Source organism: Streptomyces sp. (assembly GCF_050698815.1).
Lineage (GTDB): Bacteria > Actinomycetota > Actinomycetes > Streptomycetales > Streptomycetaceae > Streptomyces.
This window is the reverse complement of sequence record NZ_JBOHCV010000098.1, coordinates 1-3,061: the sequence shown is the minus strand read 5'-3', so window position 1 is coordinate 3,061 and position 3,061 is coordinate 1. Positions and strand designations below refer to the sequence as shown.

Genomic DNA, 3,061 nt, shown 5'->3' with positions numbered 1-3,061 from the left:
CCCCCTCCGGGCCGCGAGGCCCGGTACGCACCCGAACCACGATGTCTCATACCTGACTTCTCACGAGGAGCACGTCGGATGTCCGACTACTTCATTCCCGACCCCGAGGGGCGGATCCCCAACGCCGAGGGCTACTTCGGCGACTTCGGCGGCAAGTTCATCCCGGAGGCGCTCGTCGCCGCCGTCGACGAGGTCGCCGCCGAGTACGAGAAGGCGAAGGCCGACCCGGCGTTCGCCGCCGAGCTGGAAGACCTGCTCGTCCACTACACGGGCCGCCCCAGCCCGCTGACCGAGGTGCCGCGGTTCGCCGAACAGGCGGGCGGCGCCCGGATCTTCCTCAAGCGGGAGGACCTCAACCACACCGGATCGCACAAGATCAACAACGTGCTCGGCCAGGCCCTGCTCACCAAGCGGATGGGCAAGACCCGCGTCATCGCCGAGACCGGCGCCGGCCAGCACGGCGTGGCCACCGCCACCGCCTGCGCGCTCTTCGGCCTCGAATGCACCGTCTACATGGGTGAGATCGACACCGAGCGCCAAGCCCTGAACGTCGCGCGGATGCGCATCCTCGGCGCCGAGGTCGTGCCCGTCACCTCGGGCAGCCGGACCCTGAAGGACGCCATCAACGAGGCTTTCCGCGACTGGGTCGCCAACGTCGACCGCACGCACTACCTCTTCGGTACGGTCGCCGGACCCCACCCCTTCCCCCGGCTGGTCCGCGACTTCCACCGCGTGATCGGCGTCGAGGCCCGCCGCCAGATCCTGGAGCGGACCGGACGGCTGCCGGACGCGGTCGCCGCCTGCGTCGGCGGCGGGTCCAACGCCATCGGCCTCTTCCACGCCTTCCTGCCGGACGAGGCCGTCCGGCTGGTCGGCCTGGAAGCCGCCGGGCACGGCGTCGAATCCGGCGAGCACGCGGCGACGCTGACCGTGGGGGAGCCCGGCATCCTGCACGGCTCGCGCAGCTACGTACTGCAGGACGACGAGGGCCAGATCACCGAGCCGTACTCGATCTCGGCGGGCCTGGACTACCCGGGAATCGGCCCGGAGCACGCGTATCTGAAGAAGTCCGGGCGCGGTGAGTACCGGCCGGTCACCGACGATGCGGCCATGGGGGCACTGCGGCTGCTGTGCGAGACGGAGGGCATCATCCCGGCGATCGAGAGCGCGCACGCGCTGGCCGGCGCTCTCGACGTCGGCAAGGAGCTGGGAGGAGAGGGGCTTGTGCTGGTGAACCTCTCCGGACGCGGCGACAAGGACATGGACACCGCGGCCCGCTACTTCGGGCTGTACGACGAGGGGGCGGACAAGTGAGCGGCACCATCGAATTGCTCGACTCCGTACTCGCGGGCGCCCGGGCCGAGAACAGGGCCGCCCTGGTCGGCTATCTGCCCGCCGGTTTCCCGACCGTCGAGGGCGGCGTACGGGCATGCGTGGCGATGCTGGAGAGCGGCTGCGACGTGGTCGAGGTCGGGCTGCCGCACAGCGACCCGGTGCTGGACGGTCCCGTCATCCAGACCGCGGACGACATCGCCCTGCGCGGCGGGGTCCGGATCGCCGATGTCGTACGGACGGTGCGCGAGGCCCACGCGGCGACCGGAAAGCCGGTGCTGTGCATGACGTACTGGAACCCCGTCGACCGCTACGGCGTCGAGCGGTTCGCCGCCGAACTGGCTGATGCGGGCGGCGCGGGCTGCATTCTGCCGGACCTGCCGGTGGAGGAGTCCGAGGTCTGGCGCAAGGCCGCCGAGCAGCACGGCCTGGCGACGGTCTTCGTGGTCGCGCCGAGCAGCAGGGACGAGCGGCTGGCGAAGATCACGGCGGCCGGCAGCGGCTTCGTGTACGCGGCCTCGCTGATGGGCGTCACCGGAACCCGGGAGTCGGTCGGCCGGGAGGCGCAGGACCTGGTGCACCGGACGCGGGCGACGACGCCGCTGCCGGTCTGTGTGGGGCTCGGTGTCTCCCACGCCGAACAGGCCGCGGAGGTCGCCGGGTTCGCGGACGGCGTCATCGTCGGCTCGGCCTTCGTCAAGCAACTGCTGGCGCACCCGGACGACCTGGAGGCCGGACTGGAGGGCGTTCGGGCGCTGGCGGGTGAACTCGCGGCCGGCGTGCGGCGGCGCACGTCCTGACGGACAGGACGCCGACAGGACACGGAAGGGCGCGGAGAGGCGCGGAGGGGTGGTGAACGCCCGCTCCGCGCCCTTCGCTCTTTCGGGCGAAACGGCGGAAAACTGCCACGCGACCTGGCCCTTCGTTCGTTGGCCCACGGTGTGATGAGCCAGCAGAACGATGAGGGAAAGCGCGCCGCCAGAGAGCGGCTGCGGGAACAGCGGGTGCAGGACCGTGCGGCGCGGAAGCGCGGCAGGAGCCTGCGGATGGCGGGCGTGGTGGTCGCGCTGCTCGCCATCGCCGGCGGGGTGGCCGCCCTGGCCGCCCGCCAGGGCGGTGGCGACGACACCGCGGACGCCAAGCCGATCGCCGTGGGCAAGCGGGGCGCTCCCGCGAAGCTCACCGTCTACGAGGACTTCCGCTGCCCGGCCTGCGGCCAGTTCGAGCAGGAGTTCCGCAGCACGATCCGGGACCTGGAGAAGCGGGGCAAGCTGAAGGCGGAATACCACCTCGTCACGATCATCGACGACAACGTGGGCGGCAACGGCTCCAGGAAGGCGGCGAACGCGGCGGCGTGCGCGCGGGACGCTGGGAAGTTCCGTGAGTACCACGACGTTCTCTACTGGAACCAGCCCGAGGAGCAGACCGACGAGTTCGCGAGCACCAAGACCCTGCTCAAGCTCGCCGGCAAGGTCGACGGACTCGACAGCGCGCGCTTCCGCAAATGCGTGACCGACGGTAAGCACAACGCCTGGGTGACGAAGACCGCCGAAGCCTTCGAGAAGTCCGGTCATCACGCGACGCCCACGGTCCTGCTCGACGGCAAGAGCGTCTACGGCAGCCAGACCAGGCCGCTGACCCCGCAGAAGCTGCGGCAGAAGGTCGAGCGGAAGGCCTGAGGCGGGGCGGCCGGGTCCAGGGCCGGTCCGGGCGGCCCTCGCGGGCCCGC

The 3,061-nt window shown here is 71.3% G+C and carries 3 protein-coding genes; all 3 read left to right on the top strand.

Annotated elements, in window-relative coordinates:
- Positions 1 to 78 precede the first annotated feature (78 nt).
- On the top strand, positions 79 to 1,314 hold the full coding sequence (gene trpB / locus ACRDP3_RS03825; RefSeq protein WP_431515372.1) for a tryptophan synthase subunit beta: 1,236 nt from the start codon (positions 79 to 81) through the stop codon (positions 1,312 to 1,314).
- A complete protein-coding gene (gene trpA, locus ACRDP3_RS03820) occupies positions 1,311 to 2,132 on the top strand; it encodes a tryptophan synthase subunit alpha (protein WP_431515371.1) in 822 nt (273 codons plus the stop codon). Before trpB ends, trpA begins: the two co-directional genes overlap by 4 nt.
- Before the next feature lie 144 nt (positions 2,133 to 2,276).
- Positions 2,277 to 3,011 (top strand): DsbA family protein, encoded by a 735-nt coding sequence (locus ACRDP3_RS03815; RefSeq protein ID WP_431515370.1) that lies wholly within the window; start codon positions 2,277 to 2,279, stop codon positions 3,009 to 3,011.
- The last annotated feature ends 50 nt before the right edge of the window (positions 3,012 to 3,061 follow it).

What these genes read in the sequence shown, in the direction of transcription:
- ACRDP3_RS03815 (WP_431515370.1), top strand. Translation starts at nt 2,277, where the DNA reads ATGAGCCAGCAGAACGATGAGGGAAAGCGCGCCGCCAGAGAGCGGCTG.
- trpB (WP_431515372.1), top strand. Translation starts at nt 79, where the DNA reads ATGTCCGACTACTTCATTCCCGACCCCGAGGGGCGGATCCCCAACGCC.